This is a genomic window from Nocardia asteroides, assembly GCF_900637185.1.
GTDB classification, from domain to species: domain Bacteria; phylum Actinomycetota; class Actinomycetes; order Mycobacteriales; family Mycobacteriaceae; genus Nocardia; species Nocardia asteroides.
The window spans coordinates 6,342,134-6,367,306 of sequence record NZ_LR134352.1; the positions used below are offsets into that span (position 1 = coordinate 6,342,134).

Annotated in this window: 27 protein-coding genes; 12 read left to right on the plus strand and 15 right to left on the minus strand. The window is 70.0% G+C overall.

Annotated elements, in window-relative coordinates; all coding sequences use genetic code 11:
* Positions 1–27 precede the first annotated feature (27 nt).
* The 4 genes from lpqB to EL493_RS29330 form a co-directional block, all read right to left on the minus strand.
* Complete coding sequence (gene lpqB, locus EL493_RS29315; protein ID WP_019048750.1) at positions 28–1,836, minus strand: MtrAB system accessory lipoprotein LpqB; 1,809 nt, start codon at positions 1,834–1,836, stop codon at positions 28–30.
* On the minus strand, positions 1,833–3,578 hold the full coding sequence (gene mtrB, locus EL493_RS29320; RefSeq protein WP_019048751.1) for an MtrAB system histidine kinase MtrB: 1,746 nt from the start codon (positions 3,576–3,578) through the stop codon (positions 1,833–1,835). The genes lpqB and mtrB overlap by 4 nt, the downstream gene beginning before the upstream one ends.
* Before the next feature lie 121 nt (positions 3,579–3,699).
* Positions 3,700–4,377: an MtrAB system response regulator MtrA gene (gene mtrA, locus EL493_RS29325; protein ID WP_019048752.1), complete on the minus strand. Its 678-nt coding sequence runs from the start codon at positions 4,375–4,377 to the stop codon at positions 3,700–3,702.
* A 77-nt stretch (positions 4,378–4,454) separates the two neighbouring features.
* Positions 4,455–5,102 carry a dTMP kinase gene (locus tag EL493_RS29330; protein WP_022567036.1) on the minus strand — a complete coding sequence of 216 codons (648 nt, stop codon included), beginning with the start codon at positions 5,100–5,102 and terminating at the stop codon, positions 4,455–4,457.
* 140 nt (positions 5,103–5,242) lie between these two features.
* Between EL493_RS29330 and EL493_RS29335 the strand changes: the two genes are divergently transcribed.
* Positions 5,243–5,500 (plus strand): hypothetical protein, encoded by a 258-nt coding sequence (locus EL493_RS29335; RefSeq protein ID WP_019048754.1) that lies wholly within the window; start codon positions 5,243–5,245, stop codon positions 5,498–5,500.
* A 165-nt stretch (positions 5,501–5,665) separates the two neighbouring features.
* Positions 5,666–5,956, plus strand: coding sequence for a hypothetical protein (locus EL493_RS29340; protein WP_019048755.1), 291 nt, complete (start codon positions 5,666–5,668; stop codon positions 5,954–5,956).
* Positions 5,957–6,023: 67 nt separating this feature from the next.
* Here EL493_RS29340 and ahcY read toward each other — a convergent pair whose 3' ends face one another.
* From ahcY to cofD, 9 genes are all read right to left on the minus strand, one after another.
* A complete protein-coding gene (gene ahcY / locus EL493_RS29345) occupies positions 6,024–7,505 on the minus strand; it encodes an adenosylhomocysteinase (RefSeq protein ID WP_019048756.1) in 1,482 nt (493 codons plus the stop codon).
* Positions 7,506–7,584: 79 nt separating this feature from the next.
* Positions 7,585–8,742: an alkane 1-monooxygenase gene (locus EL493_RS29350; RefSeq protein WP_022567035.1), complete on the minus strand. Its 1,158-nt coding sequence runs from the start codon at positions 8,740–8,742 to the stop codon at positions 7,585–7,587.
* A gap of 122 nt (positions 8,743–8,864) precedes the next feature.
* Positions 8,865–9,530: a TetR family transcriptional regulator gene (locus EL493_RS29355; protein ID WP_019048758.1), complete on the minus strand. Its 666-nt coding sequence runs from the start codon at positions 9,528–9,530 to the stop codon at positions 8,865–8,867.
* Entirely contained in the window at positions 9,527–9,709 is a 183-nt protein-coding gene (locus tag EL493_RS29360) for a rubredoxin (protein WP_019048759.1), read from the minus strand. Before EL493_RS29360 ends, EL493_RS29355 begins: the two co-directional genes overlap by 4 nt.
* Positions 9,706–9,879 carry a rubredoxin gene (locus EL493_RS29365; RefSeq protein ID WP_022567034.1) on the minus strand — a complete coding sequence of 58 codons (174 nt, stop codon included), beginning with the start codon at positions 9,877–9,879 and terminating at the stop codon, positions 9,706–9,708. The genes EL493_RS29360 and EL493_RS29365 overlap by 4 nt, the downstream gene beginning before the upstream one ends.
* Entirely contained in the window at positions 9,876–11,111 is a 1,236-nt protein-coding gene (locus EL493_RS29370) for an alkane 1-monooxygenase (RefSeq protein ID WP_022567033.1), read from the minus strand. Before EL493_RS29370 ends, EL493_RS29365 begins: the two co-directional genes overlap by 4 nt.
* Before the next feature lie 196 nt (positions 11,112–11,307).
* Positions 11,308–11,829, minus strand: coding sequence for an NUDIX hydrolase (locus EL493_RS29375; RefSeq protein ID WP_019048761.1), 522 nt, complete (start codon positions 11,827–11,829; stop codon positions 11,308–11,310).
* Entirely contained in the window at positions 11,826–13,172 is a 1,347-nt protein-coding gene (locus tag EL493_RS29380) for a coenzyme F420-0:L-glutamate ligase (RefSeq protein ID WP_019048762.1), read from the minus strand. The genes EL493_RS29375 and EL493_RS29380 overlap by 4 nt, the downstream gene beginning before the upstream one ends.
* Positions 13,169–14,137 carry a 2-phospho-L-lactate transferase gene (cofD, locus tag EL493_RS29385; protein ID WP_019048763.1) on the minus strand — a complete coding sequence of 323 codons (969 nt, stop codon included), beginning with the start codon at positions 14,135–14,137 and terminating at the stop codon, positions 13,169–13,171. Before cofD ends, EL493_RS29380 begins: the two co-directional genes overlap by 4 nt.
* Before the next feature lie 518 nt (positions 14,138–14,655).
* On the opposite strand from cofD, the gene EL493_RS29390 reads away from it, so the two are divergent.
* The 8 genes from EL493_RS29390 to EL493_RS29425 all read left to right on the plus strand — a co-directional run bounded on the left by EL493_RS29390 (position 14,656) and on the right by EL493_RS29425 (position 22,160).
* Positions 14,656–14,889: a WhiB family transcriptional regulator gene (locus tag EL493_RS29390; RefSeq protein WP_085999665.1), complete on the plus strand. Its 234-nt coding sequence runs from the start codon at positions 14,656–14,658 to the stop codon at positions 14,887–14,889.
* Between the two features lie 146 nt (positions 14,890–15,035).
* Positions 15,036–15,518, plus strand: coding sequence for a metallopeptidase family protein (locus EL493_RS29395; RefSeq protein WP_197724359.1), 483 nt, complete (start codon positions 15,036–15,038; stop codon positions 15,516–15,518).
* 85 nt (positions 15,519–15,603) lie between these two features.
* Positions 15,604–15,978 (plus strand): DUF3499 domain-containing protein, encoded by a 375-nt coding sequence (locus EL493_RS29400; RefSeq protein ID WP_022567030.1) that lies wholly within the window; start codon positions 15,604–15,606, stop codon positions 15,976–15,978.
* A 211-nt stretch (positions 15,979–16,189) separates the two neighbouring features.
* Complete coding sequence (locus tag EL493_RS29405) at positions 16,190–17,569, plus strand: phosphomannomutase/phosphoglucomutase (protein ID WP_022567029.1); 1,380 nt, start codon at positions 16,190–16,192, stop codon at positions 17,567–17,569.
* An 85-nt stretch (positions 17,570–17,654) separates the two neighbouring features.
* Positions 17,655–18,878, plus strand: a complete 1,224-nt coding sequence (locus EL493_RS29410) for a hypothetical protein (RefSeq protein WP_019048768.1) — start codon at positions 17,655–17,657, stop codon at positions 18,876–18,878.
* Positions 18,878–20,101 carry a mannose-6-phosphate isomerase, class I gene (gene manA / locus EL493_RS29415; protein WP_019048769.1) on the plus strand — a complete coding sequence of 408 codons (1,224 nt, stop codon included), beginning with the start codon at positions 18,878–18,880 and terminating at the stop codon, positions 20,099–20,101. Before EL493_RS29410 ends, manA begins: the two co-directional genes overlap by 1 nt.
* A gap of 81 nt (positions 20,102–20,182) precedes the next feature.
* Positions 20,183–21,103, plus strand: a complete 921-nt coding sequence (locus EL493_RS29420; RefSeq protein WP_019048770.1) for a cation diffusion facilitator family transporter — start codon at positions 20,183–20,185, stop codon at positions 21,101–21,103.
* Between the two features lie 112 nt (positions 21,104–21,215).
* Positions 21,216–22,160 (plus strand): cation diffusion facilitator family transporter, encoded by a 945-nt coding sequence (locus tag EL493_RS29425; RefSeq protein ID WP_030200882.1) that lies wholly within the window; start codon positions 21,216–21,218, stop codon positions 22,158–22,160.
* On the opposite strand, the gene EL493_RS29430 is transcribed toward EL493_RS29425, so the two are convergent.
* Together EL493_RS29430 and EL493_RS29435 are read right to left on the minus strand one after the other, a co-directional pair.
* Positions 22,154–23,623 (minus strand): phytoene desaturase family protein, encoded by a 1,470-nt coding sequence (locus EL493_RS29430; protein WP_036835021.1) that lies wholly within the window; start codon positions 23,621–23,623, stop codon positions 22,154–22,156. The two genes, EL493_RS29425 and EL493_RS29430, sit on opposite strands and share 7 nt — an antisense overlap.
* 119 nt (positions 23,624–23,742) lie before the next feature.
* On the minus strand, positions 23,743–24,318 hold the full coding sequence (locus EL493_RS29435; protein ID WP_019048774.1) for a TetR/AcrR family transcriptional regulator: 576 nt from the start codon (positions 24,316–24,318) through the stop codon (positions 23,743–23,745).
* Between the two features lie 103 nt (positions 24,319–24,421).
* Between EL493_RS29435 and EL493_RS29440 the strand changes: the two genes are divergently transcribed.
* Together EL493_RS29440 and EL493_RS29445 are read left to right on the plus strand one after the other, a co-directional pair.
* Entirely contained in the window at positions 24,422–24,841 is a 420-nt protein-coding gene (locus tag EL493_RS29440; RefSeq protein ID WP_019048775.1) for a DUF4267 domain-containing protein, read from the plus strand.
* Positions 24,842–24,920: 79 nt separating this feature from the next.
* Positions 24,921–25,139, plus strand: coding sequence for a DUF4287 domain-containing protein (locus EL493_RS29445; protein ID WP_019048776.1), 219 nt, complete (start codon positions 24,921–24,923; stop codon positions 25,137–25,139).
* The last annotated feature ends 34 nt before the right edge of the window (positions 25,140–25,173 follow it).

Here is a 25,173-nt window from a genome sequence, read left to right on the forward strand (position 1 = left end):
GAGTATGACATCGCCCACCGACACCGATCAGCTGGGCAGCACCGGGACGACGCGGTCGCCGGTCAGGCCGGGGACCTCACGCCAGAAGCGGTCGTTGCGCGCCGGATCGGCGGTCTGCAGTTGCAGCACCGCGCGCGAGTCGGCGACGTACTGGGTGGCGGGCGCCGCGGTCACCACGCGCACCGGCGGCGTCAGGTTCTGCGAGGTCACCGGGGTGAACTGGGAGCCGTCGATGGAGACGGTGAACACCGGGTCGACATTGCCCTCGCGCGCCACCATGATCGTGTCACCGGTGACCCAGCTGAGCGAGACCGCGCGGCTGCTCAGGCCGAGGGCCAGCGGCAGCGGGGAAGTGAGCGCGTACTTGCCGTCGGCGCGGCGTTCGACCACCGCGACGTAGACCTTGCCGTCGGCGATCAGCGCGGCACGCACCCCGGTCCGCGAGACGGCCACCTCACTGATCGGTGGCCGCGGCGCGCCCGCCCCCTCGAACAGGGCCGTGGTGTCGACCTCCTGCACCGAGACGTTGCCGGTCGCACGGTCGGTGACGGCCCGGATCACCCGCTCGCCGTCGAGCACCGTCCACGCCGCGCCGCCGTCGGCGGTCCAGGACGGGCGCGCGATGCTCGCGCCCTCGGCGACCGCGAAGGCCTTGGCGCCGTAGTTGCCGATCAGCAGGGTCCGGCCGGGCTCGGGCGCGGGCCTGCCGGTGTCGGCGACCGCGGCGACGAACTGGCCGTCGGCGGAGATGCCGACCGACTGCAGGTTGGTCGCCTCGCCGAAGGAACCACTCGGGGTGACGATGCCGTCCGGGGTCACCTGCACCAGCGTGCCGTCGCGCAGCGCGTGCAGGCCGATCCGGTTCTGGCCCGGCGCCGAGGCGCTGTACTGGTCCAGGTCGGCGACCGACCAGCCGCTCGCGTAACGGTCGTCGAGCGGTTTGCCGTCGGCCAGCAGGACGTAGGGACCGAGGATGTCGGCGCCGGCCAGCGTCATCACCACCTGCGCCGCGAGCAGTTCGCGTTCGCGCTGCCCGAGCGTGCCGATGCCGGTGAAGTCGATGCGCACGCCACCGATGCCGATGCCGACCTCGCCGGGTTCGTTGTTGGCCTTGGTGATCGGGCCGCGCACCGCCACCGGCTGGGCCAGCTGATTGCGCACCACCGGGGCGATCGTCGACTGCGGGCCCGCGCCGAGCATGCCGACCAGCCGCTCGGTGAGCTGGGCGCGCGGGACCGAGACCCAGCGCGGGTCCGGAACCAGCACGGAACTGCCCGGGTCCACGTACTGCAGGACGTAGCGGCGGTAGGACTTGTCGAACGCGGTCGAGTCCATGACGACACCGTCGGGCAGCTCGGTGATCCGCCATTCACCGTCGACCTTGCTCAGCTCGATCTTGTTCTCCAGCGTGCCCTCCACCGCCCGGTATCCGCCGTCGCCGGCGAGTTCACCGACCTTGCGAGCGCGGATGACATAGCTGGTCTTGTCGCCGGAGCGGGACTCGCGCAGGGTGTCGGGGCGGTCCACGATGGTGGTGCCCGCCTCGTCGTTCCATTCACCGGCCGTCTCGGCGGTCATGTACTGACGGGCCGCGGCGTGCCGGTTGGCCGGGTCGGCGCTGGCGGTGAGGAAATCGCTGACCAGCAGGTCGGGATCGCGCCCGGAGATCGGCGGCGGGGGGCCCTCCGAGGTCGGCGCGCGGTTGATCGTGCCGAGTGCCTGCGGCGCCGAGGACTCCGGCAGGCTCGCGCAGCCGGTGAGTACCAGCAGACCGGTCAGGACGGTCGCGAGCAGTCCACCTCGCCACCGCCGGCGATCACCACCCGCGTTCGTCATGACTGTCGGTCTCCGGTCTCGGTGGACATCGGCTCCTCGTCGTCGGCCTCGGTCGCGGGTTCGCGGCCGTTCGCCGCCGGGGCTCCGGCGGCCGGGTCGGTCTCGGAGCCGGGCGGCTCGGCGGCCTCGCTCGGTTCCGTCTCGACGGCCACGTCCGGATCGGCCTCGGGCAGCGCGGGCACCTTGCGCAGCATCGGCTCCAGCGCCAGCGGGCTCGCGCCCAGCTTGCGGCCACGCACCATGGGCAGCAGCAGCCGGAAGCTGGCGCCGACCCCTGGGTCGCCCCACGCCTCGAGCCTGCCTTCGTGCAGATTGGCGTCCTCGACGCTGATCGACAGGCCGAGGCCGGTGCCACCCGACCGGCGCACCCGCGACGGATCCGAGCGCCAGAAGCGGTTGAACACCAGCTTCTCCTCGCCCGGTCGCAGACCCACGCCCTGATCGCGCACGACGGTGGCCACCGCGTTCAGCTCGGCGTCGCCGCGCATCCGGATCAGCACCGGCTTGCCCTCGCTGTGGTCGATGGCGTTGGCGAGCAGATTGCGCAGCACGCGCTCCACCCGGCGCGGATCCACCTCGGCGACGACCGGGTCCTCGGGCAGGTCGATGACGACCTCGACGCCGGCCTCCTTGGCCAGGTGCCGGACCGTGGAGATCGCGGCCCGCGCGCACATGCGCATGTCGAGCGATTCCACCTGCAGCTCGGCCACACCCGCGTCGTGCCGGGAGATCTCGAGCAGATCGTTGAGCAGCCCCTCGAATCGGTCCAGCTCGTTGACCAGCAGCTCCGAACTGCGGGCCAGCGCCGGATCGAGATCGTCGCTGGAGCCGTGGATGAGGTCGGCGGCCATGCGGACCGTGGTGAGCGGGGTGCGCAGCTCGTGACTGACGTCGGAGGTGAACCGGCGTTGCAGGTTGCCGAACTCCTCGAGCTGGGTGATCTGGTTCGACAGGCTCTCGGCCATCTCGTTGAACGCCTGCGCGAGCCGGGCCATGTCGTCCTCGCCGCGCACCAGCATGCGTTCCTTGAGCCTGCCGTCGGCGAACCGGCCCGCGATCCGGGCCGCCGACCGGATCGGCAGCACCACCTGCCGGGTGACCAGCGCCGTGATCGCGGCCAGCAGCACCAGCAGCACGACGCCACCGATGAGCATGGTGCCGCGCATCAGCGACAGGCTGGCCTCCTCGCTGGCCAGCGGGAAGATCAGGTAGATCTCCAGGGTCGCGACCTCGGCGCTGGGGCTGCCGATGATCAGCGCGCGCCCGCGATAGCCGTCGGGGTCGGCGACGGTGGTGAACTGGTAGGAGACCTGGTTGCGCTGGACGAACCGGCGCAGCTCCGGCGGCACCTCGGAGATGAGGTCGGTGGTGATCTCCTGCGGCGGGGTGCCGCCGACCATCGCCAGCGCCGAGTCGAAACTACCGGCGGCGCCGGTGGACTGGCCGGTGCCGCCGCGGCTGGACAGCGCGGCGCGCGCGTCGGCGAGCTGTTGCTGCTGACTGTTCGCGTCGTGCACCCCGGAGAGCTTGTTCTCGATCGTGCTGCGGGCACGATCCATCTCCTCGACCGCCGCGTTGATCTTGGCCTCGAGCAGCCGGTCGGTGATCTGACCGGTGAGCACGACACCGAGAATCGTGATGACGATGAGCGACAGCGTCAACGTCGACACGATGACACGCAGCTGCAGCGAACGGCGCCACAGGTGGCCCAGCGCGGTCCCGACGGCCTGGAACCAGGCCATGACCGGGGCCGCCCATCGCCGCAGCTGCGTGACGAAGGATTGCGCACCCTCGTGCGCTGGAGGCGCTGACGCTGTACCGGCAGGTCGACCGTCGGTCACAGCGGCGCCTCGCGGGTACCGATCACGGCGGTCCGGCCTTGTAGCCGACACCGCGGACGGTCAGCACGATCTCCGGATTCTCGGGATCCTTCTCGACCTTGGCCCGCAGCCGCTGCACGTGCACGTTGACCAGCCGGGTGTCGGCCGCGTGCCGGTAGCCCCAGACCTGCTCGAGCAGCACCTCGCGGGTGAACACCTGACGCGGCTTGCGCGCCAGGGCGACCAGCAGGTCGAACTCCAGCGGGGTGAGCGAGATCTGCGCGCCGCCGCGGGTCACCTTGTGCGCGGGCACGTCGATGACGATGTCGGCGATGGACAGCAGCTCGGCCGGCTCGTCCTCGGTGCGTCGCAGGCGCGCGCGCACGCGGGCGACGAGCTCTTTGGGCTTGAACGGCTTGACGATGTAATCGTCGGCGCCGGACTCGAGACCGAGCACCACGTCGACCGTGTCGGTCTTGGCGGTGAGCATGACGATCGGCACGCCGGAATCGGCCCGCAGCACGCGGCATACGTCGATGCCGTTCATGCCGGGCAGCATCAGGTCCAGCAAAACCAGGTCGGGGCGGATCTCCCGCACCGCCGACAGGGCCTGTGTGCCGTCGCCGACCACGTGCGGGTCGAACCCTTCCCCGCGCAAGACGATGGTCAGCATCTCAGCGAGTGCCATATCGTCGTCGACGACCAGAATCTTGGGCTTCATAGTCCTATGTTGTCATCTCCCAGGCCAGGATCGGGCTGCCACGCCATTAATGATGTGAACCCGTCGCGTATCCAACCTTATCCGGCAGCGATTTCCGAGCAGAGGGTGAGTAGGGCGGGCCTATCGTCATCGGATCGGTATGTCCACCAGCGGCCGAACCAGTCGCGGTCGGCCAGCTCACGATAGACCTCCCCGGTGCGGTGCTGCAGGCCGCCGTCCCGCTCGTAGGCGTCCAGCGCGCGGGCGCTGTCGAGTTCACCACGGCGCCGGGCACGTTCGGCCGCGACCTCGGTGGGAAGGTCGATCAGGACGGTGAGGTCGGGCACCGGCAGGGCCAGCCTGCCGTACTCCAGATCGCCCACCCAGGAGACGATTTCACCGTCGGCGTCCTGCGCGGCGCGCGCGGCGGAATAGGCGGCGTTGGAGGCCACCCAGCGGTCCAGCACGACGATGTCGTTGGCGTCCAACAGGTTCGACAGTTCCGCGCTCGCCTCGGCGCGATCGAGGGCGAACATGATCGCCATCGCGTTGATCGAGCCGGCCAGGTCGCCGTGCCCGCCGCGCAGGGCCTCGGCGGCGAGGTCGGCGTGGATCGAGCGGCCGTATCGCGGGAAGGCCAGGGTGCCCGCGCGCAGCCCCTTCCCCGACAGTTCGGTGATCAGGCCGTCGATCAGCGTCCGTTTACCGGCACCGTCGAGGCCCTCCACCGTAATCAACACGCCCATGAGCGGTGAGATTACCCGCCCCGCGCCCGCGCGTGCCGCACGCCCCGGTTTGCCCGTTTCTCCCCCTCGCGACGGTGTGAAGTGGTCTCATTCCAGAGCATCCCCTCGCCCGCTCCGGGCCGCTCGATCCAGGAGTCACCATGCCCACCCGAACCGTTCTCCGCGCCACCGCGGCCGTCGCCGCGCTCGGTATCGCCCTCGCCGGCTCCGGCCTCGCCACCGCCGCACCCTCCGCCGAACCCGTCGGCCGCGGCGACCACGCCCGCACCGGCTCGTCCGCGTTGCTCAGCGGCTCGGCCGAAGCCGGGTCCGCCGCCGCGGGCTCGGCGGCCGAACTCGCCGTTTGCGCCGTTCTGGAAGCCGTCATCCCGCTGCCGGTCTGCCTGCTCCTGATCTGAGCCCCTCTCGCACGGCCCGTCGATTCCCGATCGGCGGGCCGTCGCGCTGTTCCGGCACGACTCCGAAGCATTTATGTTTCATAAAGCCCCGAATTCTCCGGTCTGGCGGGCGTCACCCGGTCCGGGCACGGTGGGCTCACGCACCCGTCACCGTCCAGGAGTTTCATGAGCACCCGCAGACTGACCACCGCCGCCCTCGCGTTCGCCGCGCTCGGCGCGCTGACCGGCATCGCCGCCCCGACCGCGTCCGCGGAGGGCTCGGCCGTCATCGACCTGTTGAACCCCCTGGTCAACGCCGGCGCCGCCACCGGTTCGGGGCAGGCCTTCCTCACCGGGAGCAACGAGGCCGCCACCGACACCGGCTCATCCCAGGCCGCCGGCTTCCTGTTCTGCGGCCTGCTGTCGCTGAGCAACGGCAACAACCCGACGATCTGCGACACCGGGCCGGTGGGCTGACAGCCCGGGCGAACACGACAGTGGCCCGCCGACCGTGCGGGTCGGCGGGCCACTGTCGGTCAGACCGTCAGTACCGGTAGTGCTCCGGCTTGTACGGGCCCTCCACGTCCACGCCGATGTACTCGGCCTGGTCCTTGGTGAGCTTGGTCAGCGTGCCGCCGAGCGCCTCGACGTGGATCCGCGCGACCTTCTCGTCCAGGTGCTTGGGCAGCCGGTAGACCTCGTTGTCGTACTCCTCCGGCTTGGTCCACAGCTCGATCTGCGCGATGACCTGGTTGGAGAAGCTGTTCGACATCACGAACGACGGGTGGCCGGTGGCGTTGCCCAGGTTCAGCAGGCGACCCTCCGACAGCACGATGATCGCGCGGCCCGACTCGAACGTCCACAGGTCGACCTGCGGCTTGATGTTCAGGCGCGAGGCACCCGAGCGCTCCAGGGCGGCCATGTCGATCTCGTTGTCGAAGTGGCCGATATTGCCCAGGATGGCCTGGTCCTTCATCGCCTTCATGTGCTCGAGGGTGATGATGTCCTTGTTGCCCGTCGAGGTGATGACGATGTCGGCCTGGCCGATCGCCTGCTCGACGGTGACCACGTCGTAGCCGTCCATCAGCGCCTGCAGCGCGTTGATGGGGTCGATCTCGGTGACCTGCACGCGCGCGCCCTGGCCGGCCAGCGACTCCGCGCAGCCCTTGCCGACGTCGCCGTAGCCACAGATCAGCACCTTCTTGCCACCGATGAGCACGTCGGTGCCGCGGTTGATGCCGTCGATGAGCGAGTGGCGGGTGCCGTACTTGTTGTCGAACTTCGACTTGGTGACCGAGTCGTTGACGTTGATGGCCGGGAACACCAGCTCACCCGCGGCGGCGAACTGGTACAGCCGCAGCACGCCGGTGGTGGTCTCCTCGGTGACGCCCTTGACCGAGTCGGCGATGACACTCCACTTGGTCTTGTCGGTCGCGAGGCGCTCGCGCAGCAGGTTGAGGAACACCGTGTACTCGGCGGAGTGGTCGGCGTCCTCGGGCGGGACCACACCGGCCTTCTCGAACTGCGCGCCGCGCAGCACGAGCATGGTCGCGTCGCCACCGTCGTCGAGGATCATGTTGGCCGGCTCGCCGGGCCAGGTGAGCATCTGCTCGGCGGCCCACCAGTACTCCTCCAGCGTCTCGCCCTTCCAGGCGAACACCGGGGTGCCCTTGGGCTCGTCGACGGTGCCCGTGGGCCCGACGACGACCGCGGCGGCGGCGTGATCCTGGGTGGAGAAGATGTTGCAGGACGCCCAGCGCACCTCGGCGCCGAGCGCGACCAGCGTTTCGATCAGGACGGCGGTCTGCACGGTCATGTGCAGCGAGCCGGAGATGCGCGCGCCCCGCAGCGGCTGCACATCGTGGTATTCGCGGCGCAGCGCCATCAGGCCGGGCATCTCGTGCTCGGCGAGGCGGATCTCCTTGCGGCCGAATTCGGCCAGCGAGAGATCTGCCACCTTGTAATCGATGCCGTTGCGAACGTCGGCGGTCAGCTCGGTGCGCGCGGGAAGTTCTGAGGTCGTCATCAGCCTCTCCTGGTAGTCAGTACCGAGGCAAGGCTACCGCCTGTCGGCCCCGCCGTTTCCCGGTCGGCCGTGCGCGCGGTCAGGCCGTGGCGCGGTTTCGGGCCAGCAAACGCCGCGGCTTGGGCGGCGCGACGTTGGCCAGCGACAGATCGCCGCCGTAATGGGCGGCCACCTTGGGGTCCATCACCGCACGCCACAGCGGCGGGACGGCCGCCAGCAGCAGCATCGTGGCGTAGCCGGCGGGCAACTGCGGCGATTCGCTGGTCGAACGCAGGGTCTGATAGCGGCGACCAGGGTTGGCGTGGTGGTCGCTGTGGCGCTGCAGATGGAACAGGAAGATGTTGGTGACCAGGCGATCGGAGTTCCAGCTGTCGCGGGGCGAGCAGCGCTCGTAGCGGCCGTTGGGCTTGCGCGCGCGCAGCAGGCCGTAGTGCTCGACGTAGTTGACCGCCTCCAGCAGCCCGATGCCGACGAAGGCCTGCAGCACCAGCCACGGGATGATGCCGGGGCCGAAGACCAGGATCAGCGAACCGAACAGCACCGCGCTCATGGCCCAGGCCTGCAGGATGTTGTTGCCCGCGCTCCACCAGCCGCGGCCCTGCCTGGCCAGGCGGGATCGCTCGAGCTGGACGGCGGAGCGGAAGCCACCGATCACGCTGCGCGGCAGGAATTCCCACAGCGACTCCCCCAGCCGGGCACTGGCCGGGTCCTCCGGCGTCGCGACCCGGGCGTGGTGGCCGCGATTGTGTTCGACGAAGAAGTGACCGTACCCGGATTGGGCAAGCGCGATTTTCGACAGCAATCTTTCAGCACGCTCGACCCGATGGCCCAATTCGTGCGCGGCGTTGATGCCGATCCCGCTGACGAAGCCGACGGTCGCGGCCAGCCCGAGCTTGTCGAGGACGTCGAGTTCGTCGCCGGTCCACATGACGCAGGCGATGACGAGGCCGATCAGCTGGACCGGCAGGAAAAGGTAGGTGCACCAGCGGTAATACCGGTCCGCCGAGAGCGCTTCGTAGTCCTCGTCGCGCGGATTGTTGCCGTCCTCGCCGACGATCCAGTCCAGGATCGGAATGGCGATGAGCACGATCACGGGACCGATCCACCACAAGACTTCGGCTTTGGTGTGGTACACGAGCTGCGAGGGCAACAACGCGCTCGCCGGAGCGATCAGCCCTAAAGCCCAGAGATACCGTTTGGGGTCACGGAAACCCCCCGGTTTGCCAACCGTTTGCACGCACGCTCCGCAGTAAAAAGACCAATCGCCGACCGATGTGAATACTGACAGACCGGTGGCGCGTTACACAGCGTCACGTCGACAAACGTGGTGATGGTTACACGTCGGCGAATCAGAGACGATCACAGGCCGGAGTGACTACCGTCACCAGAGGGGCTCCTGATGCCCCGTACCTGCACAATGGCCTCGACATAGGGACTCAGGAGCGCGCTCATCTCGGCGGGCGCGTCCCGCTCCGGCACCGGCGGGTTGGGAATGTAACTCAGCGCGATGCGCACCAGCGCGTGCGCCAGGACGTCGGCCTCCGCGTCGGTGGCGGCCACCCAGCCGTGCTGGAAGACCGCGGCCAGCCGCGCGGTGGCGTGTTCGAGCAGCGGGCCCGCGTCGAGGGTGATCAGGCGCAGCAGGTCCGGCTTCATCTCCCCGGCCAGCAGCGAGCGCACCAGCGGATCGGCCGCGGCGGCGAGGAAGAAGCCGGTCATGCCGACCCGGATGGCGGCGCGGGCGTCGCCGACATTGGCGTCGAGCGCCTCGCGCACGTGGTCCACGAGATCGTCGGCCAGCCGCAGCGCGTAGGCCTGCGCCAAGCCCGCGCGGGAACCGAACTCGTTGTAGAGGGTCTGTCTGCTGACCCCGGCGCGCGCCGCGACGTCACCGAGCGTGATCTTGGACCAGTCACGCTCGGTGAGCAGTTCGCGCATCCCGTCCAGGACGGAGGTACGCAGCAGTTCGCGCGCGGCCTCCTGGTACGGGATGCGCGCGGCGCGCGGCGCGCCCGCGATACTCACGAACGTTCGATCTCGACCATGAAGAAGTCGGACTTGGCCGCACCGCAGTCCGGGCAGGTCCAGTGGTCGGGAATGTCCTCCCACTTGGTGCCGGGGGCGATGTCGTCGTCGGGCCAGCCCTGCGCCTCGTCGTATTCGAACCCGCACTGCACACACTGGTAGAGCTTGTACTCGGTCACTGCGACACTCCTACCGCTTCGAAGTCGATCTTCTCGCGCACCCCGCAGTCCGGACAGCACCAGTCGTCGGGTACCGACGCCCATGGTGTTCCCGCCGGAAATCCTTCGCGCGGGGCTCCTTTCGTTTCGTCGTAGACATAATCACAGACCGGGCATTTGTACGCACTCATGCCGGATCCCCCTGTCCGTACCGCGCCAGCACTGTGTCACGACGCTTCGGTTCGATATTGGCCAGGGTGACGTCACCCCGGTAATGGGCCAGCACCCGCTTGTCCATCACCTTGCGCCAGATCGGCGGGAAATAGGCGATCAGGATCATGCTCGCGTAGCCGCTGGGCAGGTTCGGCGCGCCGTCCCAGCTGCGCAGCGTCTGGTAGCGCCGGGTGGGGTAGGCGTGGTGGTCGCTGTGCCGCTGCAGGTGGTACAGGAAGATGTTGGTGACGATGTGGTCGCTGTTCCAGCTGTGCTCGGGCGCGGGCCGCTCGTAGCGTCCGGTGGCGGTCTTCTGCCGCACCAGCCCGTAGTGCTCGAGGTAGTTCACCGACTCGAGCAGGCTGAATCCGACGACGGCCTGCAGGATCAGGTACGGCAGCACCTCGACGCCGAAGACGGCGATCAGGCCCAGCCACAGCACCACCGACATCGCCCAGGCGTTGAGCACGTCGTTGCGCAAGGTCCACGGGCTCTTGTCCAGCCGGCGCAGCCGCTCCTGCTCCAGATGCCAGGCCGAGCGGAAGCTGCCCCACACGGTGCGCGGCCAGAACGCCCAGAAGGTCTCGCCGATCCGCGCGCTGGCCGGGTCCTCCGGGGTGGCGACGCGGACGTGGTGACCACGGTTGTGCTCGATGTAGAAGTGCCCGTAGAACGACTGGGCCAGCGCGATGCGGGCCAGCCAGCGCTCCAGGTGCACCTTCTTGTGGCCCAGTTCGTGCGCGGTGTTGATGCCGATGCCGCCGATCATGCCGACGCTGATCGCGATGCCGATCTTGTCCACCACGTTCGCGCCGCCGGGGAACCCGAGCCAGTGCAGGTTCGGCGCGGTGATGATGTAGCAGGCGAAGATCAGCGAGGCGTACTGGAACGGCAGGTACAGGTAGGTCAGGTACCGGTAGTACTTGTCGTTCTCCAGGTACTCCATGACCTCGTCGGGCGGGTTGTTGCCGTCGGGACCGAAGAACAGGTCGGCCAGCGGGATCAGGATGTAGACCAGGATCGGGCCGAGCCAGAACGGCACCTCGGCCAGCCGGTGCCAGCCCAGCTGGTTGATCCCCCAGATCAGCGGGATCCCGATGGTGAACAGGCCGGTCGGGGCGAACAGGCCCCACAGCCAGAGGTAGCGCTTGGAATCACGCCATTGCGGCGGCGCGACCCGCTGCTCGGACGCGTTGGCATCTGTCGACATCGTCGTCTCCATCGTGAGGCACATCTCACATCTGTGATGTGCGTAACTCTCTGTCACAGACGATAGGCCCCGATTTGTCCGGCGTCTAGACAAATTCGATGATTTGTAAAGCTGCAACGGTCGGATAACGGAACAGCGACCGTGCCCGGTCCGGGCACGGTCGCTGTCGATGCAGGTCAGAGCGTTGTAGCGGCCTCTATGGAACCAGCAGGACGTCGGCGCCGGCCGGTAGCTCGGCCACCGGCCACCACCGCAGATCCGTCGATTCGGCACTGCGGACCGGGACCGCGCCCGCCGGTGCGACGATCTCGAACAGCAGGTCCAGATGCCGCGTGGGCACCCCCAGCGAACAGGTGATCGGATGCGCCTGCGCGCCGTACAGCCCGGGCGTCAGCCGCAGGTCCGCGATGCCCGACTCCTCCACGGCCTCGCGCAGCGCGGCGTCGGCCACCGTCTCGTCACCCTGCTCGCAATGGCCGCCGAGCTGGATCCAGCGGCCCACGCGCGGATGCAGCGTGAGCAGCACCTCGCTGCGGTCGTGCGACAACACGATCGCCGAGGCGGTGATGTGCCCCGGCGCGTGCTCGCGCAGACACCCGCGCGGCGCCGAACCCAGGAACGCCAGCATCGCCTCGCGCAGCGAGCGGTCGGGTCCGCTCGCCGGATCCCATTCGGTGAGCAGCGCAGTGGCCGACGCGTGCAGCGACTCCGCGCTCACAGCTCGACCAGGCCCGCGCCGGCCGAACCCACCCGGCGCGGGGTGGGCTCGTCGAGCGGATGACCGATCGCGATGGCGCCCAACGGCATCCAGTCCTCGTCCAGCCCGAGCACCTCGCGGGTGATCTCCGGGGCGAAGATCGTCGAACCGATCCAGCAGCTGCCGAGCCCATCGGCGGCCAGCGCTACCAGCAGTCCCTGCACGGCCGCGCCCACCGCGACGGTGAACATCGTCTGCTCGGCGGCCTGGCGGCGGGCGTCTGGATAGGCGTGCGCGCCGTCGGGGACGCAGAACGGGATGATCACCTCGGGAGCGTCGAACAGGATGCGGCCGCGCGCGACCCGCCGCTCCACCCGTTCCGGGTCGAGGCCGTCGGCGATGAGGTCCTCCCGCCACCGCTCGGCCATCGCCGCGAGCAGTTGAGCCCGCAGCTTCGGCTTGCGCAGCCAGACGAAGCGCACCGGACGGGTGTGGTGCGGCGCGGGCGCGGTGAGCCCGACCGCCACGGCCGCCCTGATCCGCTCCGGGTCGATCGGCTCGTCGGAGAACGCCCGCACCGAACGGCGCAGCGGCACAGCCTCTTTGCGGCCGAGCTCGATCGCCTCGGCGGTACCGAGCCAGAACAGGTCCTCGACACCGCCGCGCAGCAGGGCAGCGGCGGTGGATCCGTCGTCGTCGGTCGCCAGGCCGCGCACCACCGCCACCGGGACGCCACCGAGCTTGCCCTTGACGAGGTCGGCGGCCGCGGCGAGTTCGTCGGCGATCGCGACCTGGGTGACGTGCAGCTCGTTGCCCTGCCCGTCGACCGCGCCCGCGTAGTCGTGCAGCACGCGCAGCCCGGCCGCGCCGATGGCCGCGTCGATCTGGCCGTTGCGCCAGGCCCGGCCCATGGTGTCGGTGACGACCACCGCGACGTTCACCCCGAGGCGCTGGGCCAGCGCGGCCCGCAGCGCCTTCGCGCTGGCGTCGGGATCGGTGGGCAGCAGCACCAGTTCGCCCTCGGCCACGTTCGAGCCGTCGACCCCGGAGGCCGCCTGCACGATGCCGAGCCGGTTCTCGGTGATGAGGGTGCGGCCCTTGCGCGCGAGCACCCGCACCGCCTCGTCGTCGACGAGTTTGCGGCGGGCGGTGTCGCGCTCCTCCGGGTCGGTCGGCGCGGCGACGATGCGGCCCTCGGCCTTGGAGATGATCTTGCTGGTGACCACGACGATGTCACCGTCGGCGAGCCAGGGCGCCTGCGCGGCAAGGTGTTCGGCGACATCGTCACCGGGCCGGAACTCCGGCAGCCCGGTGACGGGCAGGATCCGCAGCTCGTCGGCCGCGTGATCGGGCAGCACACTCATGCCTTGACTCCCGCCAGTTCCAGTGCGGCGCGGGCCATCTCGGCCGTGGCCTCGGGATCGGTCATCAGCAGCGGCACGCTGCGCACCTCGACGCCGGGTACGTCGGCGGTGTCGGTGGAGTGCACCAGCCAGCCGTCGAGGATGCCGGTGGCCGAGCGCGCGCCGTAGTGGCGCCCGACCGCCTCGGCCGTGGACTCGACGCCGATGGCGGAGAGGCACTCGTCGGCCATGCCGCGCAACGGCTTTCCGTCGATCATCGGCGACAGGCCCACGATCTTGGCCTCGGTGGTGCGCAGCGCGCCCCGGATACCGGGCACGGCGAGGATGGCGCCGATGCTCACGACGGGGTTGGAAGGGGCCAGCAACACGGCGTCGGCGGAGGCTATGATTTCGGTCACATCCGGGGCCGGCGAGGCTTGTTCGGCACCGATCGAGGCAAATCCGTGAGTCGGAAGCGCCGCGCGGTACCGCACCCACCATTCCTGGAAGTGGATCGCGCGACGTTCGCCGGGGTTGTCGGGATCACTGACAACCACATGGGTTTCACAGCGATCGTCGGTAGCCGGGATCAGGCGCACGCCCGGCTGCCACCGATTGCACAGCGCCTCGGTGACCGCCGACAGCGGATATCCGGCGCGCAGCATCTCGGTACGGATGAGATGGGTGGCGATATCGCGATCGCCCAGGCCGAACCAATCGGGCTGGGCGTTGTATTTCGCCAGCTCCTCTTTCGCGTGCCAGGTCTCGTTCGCGTGACCCCAGCCGCGCTCGGGGTCGATCCCGCCACCGAGGGTGTACATGCAGGTGTCGAGGTCGGGACAGATCCGGAGCCCGTGCATCCAGACGTCGTCGCCGACGTTGACGATGGCCGAGATGTCGGCGTCGGGCAGCAGCTGCCGGACGCCGAGAAGGAACCGTGCGCCGCCGACACCGCCGACCAGAACGGCGATCTTGGGCTCGCGCACCGCGTTTTGTGCAGTCACAGGGTCAGAGCTTATGCGGTGGCGATTGCCGGACGGTTCCGCGCCGAATTCCGGCAAAGTTGCTGGTCATTTGCCACAGCACATAACAAGATCAAAACGAAAGGCGGGTGCGGAGTGTAACGGAAGGGTGACGGCGGGTTGACCACCGGCAAGTGCGGCGTGTCTAATCACAGACATGTCATTCCGGTCACCGCGATAGGCATAGCGCGGGGGCGTTTGCGAGAGGGTGTTGGCTCGCCGGAGGACAGGCTCGGGGAAGCCCGCGAGACTACGTCGCGGTGTTGGGCCGTCGGCGTTCGGTGTTGGTCCGACGGAAAGAATCATTCTGCGCTAACACATAGTGAGGAGGCGGAACGATGACCGAAAACCTGGTCTCGCCGACCGATTCCACAGCAGGCGCAGCTCACGCTGTCTGCGCTGACATGAGCTGGCCGGAACCGGACGTGGTAAGCGAAGTCGCTGCTCCCCGGCTGAGTCTGGTCGTGACGGGCTTCGACGAGATGTTCGAGTCCATCGAAGAGCAGTGGCAGGAACGCGCACTGTGCGCTCAGACCGACCCCGAGGCGTTCTTTCCCGAGAAGGGCGGCTCGACCCGCGAGGCGAAGCGCATCTGCATGGGCTGCGAGGTACGGGACCAGTGCCTGGAGTACGCACTGGCGCACGACGAACGTTTCGGCATCTGGGGTGGCCTCTCGGAACGAGAGCGCCGCAGGCTGAAGCGCGGAATCGGTTAGAGAATAGTTCGAAAGTAGACTCTGAGGCTCCAGCCCGGAGCACGCAGGCGCAGTACGTCGGTGCTTCGGGCGCACGCCCAGTAGTCGAACCGTCCCCCGGCTCGACGGGCACGAGGCAGTGCACGCGAGAAAGGCGGACGAACCCCATGGCACGCTCCCGGCGTCATACCCCGGCGCCCACCGCCCGATCGGTGACCCGCCGCGGCCGTGGTGTCCGCGGACCCATGCTCCCGCCCACCGTTCCCGCGTGGCGCACGAGGGGGCAGAAATTCGATCGGCTGGTGCTCGAGGCCTTCGCCCCGCTGGACACCCGCTGGCACGACCGCCTCACCAAGCTCGACATCGCCGTCGACGATGTCCCGAAAATCCGTCCGCTGCACCCTGATTCGGTCACCTGGCCGGACGAGGTGGTGGCCGACGGGCCGGTGCCGCTGTCGCGGCTGATCCCCGCGGGCGTCGACTCCCGTGGCGCGGCCACCCGCGCCAGAGTGGTGCTGTTCCGCAAGCCGCTGGAACTGCGCGCCGCCGATCCCGACGATCTGGTGGAGCTGCTGCGCGAGGTCCTGGTGCAGCAGATCGCGACCTATCTCGGCGTCGATCCGGACCTCATCGATCCGGAACCGGAGTGACGAACCGCCCGACAACCGGGCGTATCACCGCGTGTCCGTATCCACTTTTGCGGGCCGGAGGGCTAATCTCGGTGTCGTGATCCCCATGCGTCGTTGCTGCCGACCCGGCTGCAAGAACCCCGCTGTAGCGACGCTGACCTATGTGTACTCCGACTCGACCGCCGTCGTCGGACCACTGGCCACCGTCGCCGAACCGCACTCCTGGGATCTGTGCGAAACCCACGCCTGCCGCATCACCGCCCCCAAGGGCTGGGAACTGGTGCGCCACGAAGGCGGATTCTCCTCCAGCACGCCGGACGACGACGACCTCACCGCCCTCGCCGAGGCCGTCCGCGAGGCGGGCCTGCGCCGTCGCCCCGCCGACGCCGACCAGCCCGGCTACCGCGACAACGCCCCCGCGGCCCCGCGCACCACCCGCACCGGCCGCCGCGGCCACCTCCGCGTCCTCCCCGATCCCTAACCGCCTCTCCGCGAACTCAGGCGGTACCGCCTCTCCGCGAACTCAGGCCGTACAGGTCCGGGAGCTCGGCCGTACGTACAGGTCCTACGTTCCCACCGCCCAGCTAGAGGTGGTCGGCGAGTTACCCGTGTCCGAACGAAATCAGCGGGTCACCGCTCATGCCGACAGGTACATGCGTACCTGCGGGCCGTCCCCCACTAGGGTGTTGGTCATGACGACTGTCGCGCGCTCTGGCGAACTCGTGAACGCCGTGATCAAGGCTTATGACGTCCGCGGGGTGGTGGGCGAACAGATCGACGCGGCGTTCGTCCAGGATGTGGGCGCCTCCTTCGCCCGGTTGATGCGCGCCGAGGGCGCCACCCGGGTCGTTATCGGCCACGACATGCGCGAGTCCTCCCCCGAGCTGGCCGCGGCCTTCGCCGACGGCGTGCGGGCCCAGGGCCTGGATGTGGTGCACATCGGGCTGGCCTCCACCGACCAGCTCTACTTCGCCTCCGGCAAGCTCGGCTGTCCGGGCGCCATGTTCACCGCCAGCCACAACCCGGCCCGCTACAACGGCATCAAGCTGTGCCGCGCCAACGCGCTGCCGGTGGGCCAGGACACCGGGCTGGCCACCATCTCGGCCGAGATCGTCGACGGCGTGCCCGGCTACGACGGCGCCGCGGGCACCGATTCCACCGTCGACCTGCTCGCCGACTACGCCACCTTCCTGCGCGAGCTGGTGAACCTCGACGACATCCGCCCGCTGACCATCGCGGTCGACGCGGGCAACGGCATGGGCGGGCACACCGTCCCCGCGGTGCTCGGCACCCTGGGCCCGGTCACGATCGTGCCGCTGTACTTCGAGCTCGACGGTTCGTTCCCCAACCACGAGGCCAACCCGCTGGACCCGAAGAACCTGGTGGACCTGCAGGCGCTGGTGCGCCGCAGCGGCGCCGACATCGGCCTGGCCTTCGACGGCGACGCCGACCGCTGCTTCGTGGTCGACGAGCGCGGCGAGCCGGTCTCGCCCTCGGCGATCACCGCGCTGGTGGCCGAGCGGGAGCTGGCCAAGGAGCCGGGCGCCACGGTCATCCACAACCTGATCACCTCGCGCGCGGTACCCGAGCTGGTCGAGCGGCTCGGCGGCAAGCCGGTCCGGACCAGGGTCGGCCACTCGTTCATCAAGCAGGAGATGGCCTCCGAGGGCGCGGTCTTCGGCGGCGAGCACTCCGCGCACTACTACTTCCGCGATTTCTGGGGCGCCGACTCCGGCATGCTGGCCGCGCTGCACGTGCTGGCCGCGCTCGGCGAGGGTCAGCGCCCGGTCTCGGAGCTGATGGCCGCCTACGACGTCTACGCAGCCTCGGGCGAGATCAACTCGACCGTCGCCGACGCCGCCGACCGCACCGCCGCGGTGCTGGCCGCGTTCGCCGACCGGACCGTCTCGGTGGACCGCCTCGACGGCGTGACCGTCGACCTGGGCGGCAATGCCTGGTTCAATCTGCGGGCCTCGAATACCGAACCGCTGCTTCGTCTCAACGTCGAGGCCGGATCGCAGGCTGAAGTCGACGAACTCGTGACCGAGATCCTGGGCATCGTCCGCGCCTGACTGGAATAGTGGAATCACAGACCTTGTATTCGCCGACGGCTTGCCGGCAGACGACACAGCGCGATGAGGGGAGGTGGGATCGGCGATGATCGCTGGAACACCGGTATTCGACCTCGACGATGCCGCGTCGCTGGAGGCGGCCGACACCGGCGGTGCCCTGCGTTCGGCGGCTTCGGGTGGCGCGCAGGTGCGGGCGACGGCCGCGGCGGTCGCCGAGGCCTCGCTCGTCGAACGGCTCTCGCAGCTGCGCCCGCGCAGTCTGGTGCTCGTCTCCGGCTCGGGCCGGGCGGCCAGGGCCGCCGGACTGCTGGTCGCCACCCTGGGCGACCGGGCCGGGCTGCCGATCGTGCCCGTCACCTCGCTGCCCCCGTGGGTGGGTCCGCTCGACGTGGTGCTCGTCGCCGGCGACGACGCGGGTGATCCCCGGCTGATCGACGCGGTCGACCGGGCGCTGCGCCGCAGCGCCGAGGTGGTCGTGGCCGCGCCCAACGAGGGTCCGCTGCGCGCGGTCGCCGCGGGCCGGGCCATCGTGCTCGAACCGCGGGTGCCGGTGCTCGACCACAACCGGTTGCTGCGGTTCCTCGCCGTCGGCATCGCGGTGCTGCGCGGCGTCGACGCCCAGCGCAGCGTGCCCGCCACGCCCGAGCTGACCGCGCTGGCCGACATGCTCGACGCCGAGGCGTTACGCGACGGCCCGCACAACGAGGTCTTCCACAATCCGGCCAAGACGCTGGCCGCGCGCATGCACGGTGTCGGTGTGGTGCTGGCGGGCGATTCCCCCGCCGCGGTGGAACTGGCCGGGCACGGCGCCGAGGTGCTGCTGCAGTCGGCGGGCAAGCTCGCCGCCGCGGCCGATCTGGCCGACGCGGTCGCCGCCGTGGCGCGGTTGTCCGAGGCCACCGGCGGGTCGGCGCCCGGCTTCGATCCGCTGTTCCACGACGAGGAACTCGACGGGCCCGCCCCGGTCGACCGGGTGCGGGTGCTCGCGCTGAGCGTGCATCCGGATCAGGCCGCCGCGCGCCGCAAGCTGGCGGTGTTCGACGGCGCGGGCAACGGCCTCGTCGACGCCGATCTGGTCCACGCCGACGTCGATGTGCTGCAGACCCAGCTGGCCGAGCCCGGCACCGCCCCCACCACCGACAGCGCCGCCGCCACCTCCGCCGCGGGGGGCGGACACGGCAGCGAGATCGAGCAGCTGGCGGTGCTGGCGCTGCGACTGGACATGGCCGCCGCCTATCTTCGACTGACGGGAACGCGCGGGACGACCGCGCAGGCCCCGGATCCATATCACGACGGGGGACGCTACTAGTGCAGGAACTCGTTGGTGCGCTGCGTTCCTACGCCTGGGGGTCGCGCACCGCGCTCGCTCAGCTGTGCGGCAGGCCGGTACCGTCGGCCCATCCCGAGGCCGAACTCTGGTTCGGTGCCCACCCCGCCGACCCGGCGCACGTCAAGCTCGCCGACGGCGGCACCCAATCGCTGCTCGACGTGGTCGCCGCCGATCCGGCGCGGGAGCTGGGCCGCGTGGCCGACGACTTCGGCACCCGGCTGCCGTTCCTGCTGAAGATCCTCGCGGCCGAGGAACCGCTGTCGCTGCAGGCGCATCCCAGTTCGGCGCAGGCGCGGGTCGGTTTCGAGCGGGAGAACCGCACCGGGGTGGCGCTGGATTCGCCGATGCGCAACTACCGCGACGACAGCCACAAGCCCGAACTCGTGGTGGCGCTGGACCGGTTCGAGGCGCTGGCCGGTTTCCGCGATCCGCACCGGACCGTCGAGCTGCTGCGCGCGCTCGACGTGCCCGGCCTGAACATCTACGCCGAACTGCTTGCCGCCCAGCCCGATTCGGCCGGGCTGCGCACCCTGTTCACCACCTGGATCACGCTGCCGCCCGCCGCCCTGTCGACGCTGCTGCCCGCGGTGCTCGAGGGCTGCGTGCGGTACCTGTCCGGCAAGGGCGAGCGCGCGTTCACCGCCGAGGTGCGCACCGCGCTGGAACTGGCTGAGGCCTACCCCGGCGACGCGGGCGTACTGGCCGCGCTGCTGCTGAACCGGTTGACCCTGGAACCGGGCCAGGGCCTGTTCCTCGCGGCCGGCAATCTGCACGCCTACCTGCGCGGTGTCGGCGTGGAGATCATGGCCAACTCCGACAACGTGCTGCGCGGCGGGCTCACGCCCAAGCACGTCGACGTGCCGGAACTGCTGCGGGTGCTCGACTTCGAGCCGATCGATCTGCCGGTGCTGGAACCGGAACCCGGCACCGACGGCGGCATGCGGTATCGCACGCCCGCGCCGGAATTCGCGCTGTGCCGGTTCGACCTGTCGGCCGACGCCGAACCGGTGGTGCTGGCCGACGCCGGACCCGGCATCGTGCTGTGCACCGAGGGCACCGTCGAGCTGTACCAGAACGGGCACGCGCTGACCGTGCCCTGCGGCAGCGCGGCGTGGATCTCGGCGGCCGACACCGACATCAAGGCCCGCGCGGTCGGCGGCCGGGCACAGCTGTTCAGCGCCTGTGTCGGCGCCGTGAACTGACGCCGGGGCGCACTTTTCGCACGCGGCCGCCTAGTCTGTTGCGGGCACGATTTGTACAGCGGAGCAGAAGGGCGGGCCGAAATGTCGGCTGGTGGTGGCAAGAAGGCGATCGTCGCCGCGTTGACGGCCAATGCGGGAATCGCGGTGTCGAAGTTCGTCGGCGCCGCGATCACGGGATCGGCGTCGATGATGGCGGAGGCGGTGCACTCGGTCGCCGACACGGCGAACCAGGGTCTGCTGCTGTTCGGTCAGCGCGCGGCCGCCAAGGACGCCGACGAACTGCACCAGTTCGGGTACGGCCGCAACCGCTACTTCTACTCGTTCGTCGTGGCGCTGGTGCTGTTCACCCTCGGCTCGGTGTACGCGATCTACGAGGGCATCCACAAGATCCAGCATCCCGAGGAGCTGAGTCAGCCGATCGTGGCGATCGTCATCCTCGGCATCGCGATCGGGCTGGAGACGTTCAGCTTCCTCACCGCCTACCGCGAGTCCAAGCCGCTCAAGGGTGACGCGAGCTGGTGGCACTTCATCCGCAATTCGCGCAGCCCCGAGCTGCCGGTGGTGCTGCTCGAGGACACCGGCGCGCTGATCGGCCTGATCCTGGCCTTCGCCGCGGTCGGCCTGACCGTGGTCACCGACGATCCGGTCTACGACGGCATCGGCACCCTGGCCATCGGTATCCTGCTGGGCCTCATCGCGATCGTGCTGATCGTGGAGATGAAGAGCCTGCTCATCGGTGAGGGCGCCACCCCCGAACAGGACCGCGCCATCCGCGACAACCTGGTCGACGGCGACAAGATCACCTCGGTGATCCACCTCAAGTCCGAGTACCTGGGCCCGGAGGAGATGCTGGTCGCCGCCAAGGTCGCGATCGCGCCGAACCTCGGCATCGCCGACATCGCCGAGGCCATCGACGCCGCCGAGGTGCGGGTGCGGGCCGCGGTGCCCACCGCCCGGCTGATCTACCTCGAGCCCGACCTGTACCGCACCCAGCCCGCCTGATCCGGTCCGCTCCCATCGCCGTCACTCCCCCGGGGTGGCGGCGATGCGCGTCCACCGACACGGTCGGCGCGTGGCCGCGACGCGCTCGGCCCGGCGGGTACCGTTCGGTGACATGGCCGCCGAAGGAGACAGCAAGATCGCGATCCTGGCCGCGCTGGGGGCGAACGCGGGCATCATGATCGCGAAGTTCATCGGCGCGTTCGTCACCGGTTCGTCGTCGATGCTGGCCGAGGCCGTGCACTCGGTCGCCGACACCGGCAACGAGGCACTGCTGCTGGTCGGGCGCAACCGGGCCGGGCAGGACCCGGACACGTTGCACCCGTTCGGGTATTCGCGCAACCGGTACTTCTATTCGTTCGTGGTGGCGCTGGTGCTGTTCACCATGGGCTGCCTGTTCGCGGTGAACGAGGCGATCCACAAGATCCGGTTCCCGCACGAGATCGAGTCGCCCTCGGTGGCGATCGTGATCCTGCTGGTGTCGATGGTGCTGGAGGGCGGCAGTTTCCGGACCGCGCGCAAGCAGTCGGCGCCGTTGAAGGGCAAGCACAGCTGGTGGCATTTCATCCGCAACACCCGCAATCCGGAACTGCCGGTGGTACTGCTCGAGGACATGGGCGCGCTGATCGGCCTGGTGTTCGCGCTGGCCGGGGTGAGCCTGTCGGTGCTCACCGGCAACGGGGTGTGGGACGGGGTCGGTACGCTGCTCATCGGGCTGCTGCTCGGGGTGAACGCGGTGGTGCTGATCGTGGAGACCAAGAGCCTGCTCATCGGCGAGGGCGCGACGCCGCGGGAGGACACGGCGATGCGGGCCGCGTTGGTCGCCGATCCGCGCATCGTGCGGGTCATCCGGATCCAGACCCAGTATCTCGGCCCGGAGGACCTGCTGGTGAACGCGAAGATCGCGATGCGGCCCGGCCTGGACATCAGCGAGGTCGGCGCGGCCATCGATGCCGCCGACGCCCGCATCCGCGCCGCCGCCCCGAACGCCTGCACCGTGTACCTGGAACCGGACGTGTTCAAGCCGGAGTCCGCGCACGCGGCCGCCGAGACTCAGTGATAGGCGGGCGCGGCGCCGCGCAGTAGGTCCAGCGGGTCGGTGACGATCCCGAAGCGGGTGCGCAGCACATGCCCGGCCGCGTGCAGGCCCGGCATGCCGTGGACGCCGGGGCCCGGCGGGGTGGACGACGAGCACAGGTAGGTGCCGGGGATCGGGGTCGCGTATGGGTTCCAGCGGGCCAGCGGCCGGAACGCCGTCTGGCGCACGGTCATCGCGCCCGCGGAGATGTCGCCGCCGACGTAGTTGGCGTTGTGGGCGGGCATGAACGCGGCCGGGGTCACATGATGGGCCAGGATCAGGTCGCGGAAGCCGGGGGCGAAGCGCTCGACCTGGGCGATCACCGTCTCGGTGAGGTCGCGGTCGGAACCGTTGGGGACGTGGGCGTAGGTGTAGAAGGTGTGCTTGCCCTCGGGCGCCCTGGTCGCGTCGACCACGCCCGGCTGGATGGCCAGCACATAGGGCCGGTCGGCGAATCGTCCCGCGGCGACCTGTCGTTCGGCCCGCATCGCCTCCGCGCGCGAACCCACCAGGTGCAGGGTGCCCGCCAGCTCGCAGCCCGGCGCGGACCACGGGACCGGGCCCGACAGCGCGAAGTCCACCTTGCAGGCGGCGCCGCCGTAGTGGAACCGGCCCAGCGCGTTGCGGTATCGCGCAGGCAGGCGGTCGCCGGCGATCCGCAGGAGTTCGGCGGGCGAGGTGTCGAACAGGACCGCCCGGGCCGACGCCAGTTCGGCGAAGTCGTCGACGCGGTGCCCGGTGACGAGCTCGCCGCCGAGCCGTTCCAGCTCGGCGATCAGGGCGTTCGGGATGGCCTGGCTGCCGCCGCGCGGAATCACCCAGCCGCCCGCGTGCGCGAGGGTGCCCAGCAGCAGGGCGGCGCCGACCGCGGGCAGCGCGCGCGGCTGGGTGATCGCGTGCGTGGCGACACCGGTGAGCAGCGCGGGCGCGACCTCGCCCCGAAAGCGGTTGTTCCACAACGGCGATCCCTGCTCGAGCAGACGCAGACCGAAGCGCACCGCGGTGGCGGGCCGCAGCGGCGGATGCCGCAGATCCGACATGGCCAGGTCGACCACGTCGGGCCAGTGCTCGACCAGGGGCTCGAACAGCGCGCGCCAGGCCGGGCCGTCGGCGCCGAGGTCGGCGACGGTGGATTCGAGATTGCGCCAGGCCAATCCCGCGACACCGCCGTCGAGGGGATGGGCGTAGGACACCGTCGGGGTGAGCAGGTCGACCCCGTGCGCGGGCAGGTCGAAGGCGCGGAAGAAGGGCGAGGCCAGCGCCATCGGATGGGCGCCCGCGCACACGTCGTGGTGGAAGCCGGGCAGGGTCAGCTCGGCCGTGCGGGATCCGCCGCCCGGGTGTTCCTGGGCTTCGAGCACCCGCACCGACAGGCCCGCGCGGGCCGCGATCACCGCCGCGGCCAAGCCGTTCGGTCCCGAACCGACTACTACGACCTCAGCCATCCGCCGTCCCTTCGCCCTCGGCCGACGCGGCGACCCGCGCCGTCGACTCCAACCTACGCGGCGCGCGGACCGCCGCCGAGGAGTCGTCGGTCACCGTGCGGCCGGCCACCCGGCGGTGGTCACGCGAACGCGGCCCAGCTCTCGACCAGCAGGGCGATCCGCCGTTCCCGCAGCTCCGGGCGCAATCGGCCGCTGCGCTCTAGCGTGACGATGCCGTGCATGGAAGCCCAGGCCACCTCGGTGCGCGCGCCGAGTTCGTCACCCTCGGCGCCGGAGCTGAACATCGCCTCGAGGCCGGCGAAGGCGTCGCGCAGCGGCTGCGGGGCGTCCAGGCCGAAGGTGAGGTCGGTGGTGAGGACGAAGATCGCGTCGTAGCGGGCCGGGTTGGCGGCGGCGAAGTCGAGGTAGGCGCGGGCGACCTTGTCGAACATCTCGGTGCGGTCGGTCGCGCTCTCGCGTGCCTTGCGCACCTCCTCGGCCAGCTCGATACACCCTTGCAGCGCCACGGCGCCGACGATCGCGGCCTTGTTGGCGAAGTGGCTGTACAGCACCGGCTGGCTGTACTCGATGCGGTCGGCCAGTTTCCGGATGGTGACCGCGTCCCAGCCCTCCGCTTCGGCCAGCTCGCGCGCGTTGTCGATGATCTGCTGGTGGCGCTGGGCGCGGTCGCGTTCCTTGCGCGTTTGCGTGCTCATGCTCGAAATTCTAGCAACGCTAGACAAGAGGGCGGTGGCGCGCTATCGTTCCTCTCATCACCTAGCGCCGCTAGATTTCAGAGCACAGCAACAGGAGCACCCCATGACCGTCTCGCGCATCGCCACCGCCCTCTCCCTGGCCGGCGCGGCCTTCATCCTCTACATCGGCCTGAGCTACCTGATCACGCCGGAGACCATCGCCCCCGGCTTCGGCCTGCCCGCTTGGCCCTCGGGCGACGCGCAGGCGTTCCTCAATCTCAAGGGGGTGCGCGACACGGTCAGCGGCATCCTGATCATCGCGCTGCTGGCCCTGCGGCAGCGGTTCGCGCTCGGCGTCACCCTGCTGGTGCTCGCGCTCGTCCCGGTCGGCGACATGCTGACCGTGCTGAGCTGGAGCGGCTCCACCGCTGTCGCCTTCGGCGTGCACGGATTCACCGCGGCGCTGGTCGCCCTCTCGGGCGCCCTGCTGGTCCGCGAGGCCCGGTCGGCCGCCGTCGCGCCGCGCGCCGCGGTCGCGGTGTGACCTCGACCACCACGGCGATGAATTCCGGTCCGCCACATCGTCTTCACCGATGACGAGCAGCCACCGAGGAGGAACCACCATGGCGAACGCACCGCACGGCCCCGCGTCCTACTTCCCCACCATCGAGGCCAAGTACGGCCGGACCGTCGACGAGTGGCTGGCCCTGCTCGGCACCGCCGAACCGACCGGGCACACCGCGCTGGTCAACTGGCTCAAGACCGAGCACGGCATGGGGCACGGGCACGCCACCGCCCTGGTGCAGTACCACCTCAACCCGGGCAAGTGGGCCCGCGTCTGAGCCACCGCGCATCGAAGGGCCCCGCAGCCACCGC